Annotated in this window: 1 protein-coding gene and 1 pseudogene; one reads left to right on the forward strand and one right to left on the reverse strand. The window is 70.7% G+C overall.

Features of this window, described 5'->3' with window-relative positions:
- On the reverse strand, window positions 1-305 hold a 305-nt coding region (locus INT12_RS30475; protein ID WP_193059177.1), incomplete at its 3' end, for a VOC family protein.
- 187 nt (window positions 306-492) lie between these two features.
- On the opposite strand from INT12_RS30475, the pseudogene INT12_RS31795 reads away from it, so the two are divergent.
- Window positions 493-1026, forward strand: a pseudogene (locus tag INT12_RS31795) (hypothetical protein); the annotation flags it as partial.

Genomic DNA, 1026 nt, shown 5'->3' on the forward strand with positions numbered 1-1026 from the left:
GGCTCGCAGGGCACGCCTTCGGCCGCCAGGCGTTCGATCATCGGCTCCAGGGTGGCTACCCGGAACGCCAGGTGGCGCAGGCCCTGCGCTTCCGGGCGGCTGGGCCGGGGCGGCGGCGAAGGGAACGAGAACAGCTCCAGTTGGCCGCCGTCGGGCAGGGCCAGGTCGAGCTTCCACGAATCGCGCGCGGCGCGGTGGTGCTCGGCCTTGACCGTCAAGCCGAGCACGCGGACGTAGAAGTCGCGCGAACGGTCGTAATCGGCACAGATCAGGGCGACATGGTGGATGCCAAGCAGGGGTGTCATGGGATCGATTCCTGGTGGCGCATCCGCGCAACCGTCTGGGTGGGGGCGATACAAATACCGCAACTCGCGCTGGCTTTCTAACTTCTTGTAGAGCGTTGCCCCCCTGCCGTCTCCAACATGCAGCCCTCATCGAGCAGGGCCGCAGATCGCGTGCCGCCTCGGCAAATGCCTGAACGGGAGTGGTCGGATGCACGTCATCGTCAATGCAGGGCAGGGCCCTATCGACCTCACCGTCGGTGGGCAGGCCATCCCGCTCGCTCCCGGTGACCGCCTGCTGCTGGCCGGCGTGCCGCTGCCGCGCAACACCGGGCTGGACACCCTCACGCTGGCCGGCAGTGCCATGGGGCGGGCGCTGGCCCATTTCGACCACGCCAGCAACGGGCTGCGCCCGGCCGGTGAGCCGCAGCCGCTGTGCTGGGTGGTACCGGCCGCGCTGGAAGATCCGGATGTGGCGGCCGCGTGGCTGATCGACCAGCTGGCGCGCGGTGCCGGGCAGCCCGAGGACAGCCAAGCCGCCCAGCTGCTGCGGCACCTGGCGCGCAGCGAAAGCTACGGCCTGATGCGTTTCCTGCTGGACGAAGGCGGCGACAACACCGTGGCCGCACTGGCCCAGCGCTATGGCCTGTCCTCGGCGCAGTTCCACCGGCGGTGCCGGCAGGTGCTGGGCCGGCCGCTCAAGCGCGAGCTGCGCATCCAGCGCGCCGCGCGCGCGCTGCTGGCC

This window comes from Pseudomonas sp. K8, from assembly GCF_014889455.1.
In the GTDB taxonomy this organism is placed as follows: domain Bacteria; phylum Pseudomonadota; class Gammaproteobacteria; order Pseudomonadales; family Pseudomonadaceae; genus Aquipseudomonas; species Aquipseudomonas veronii.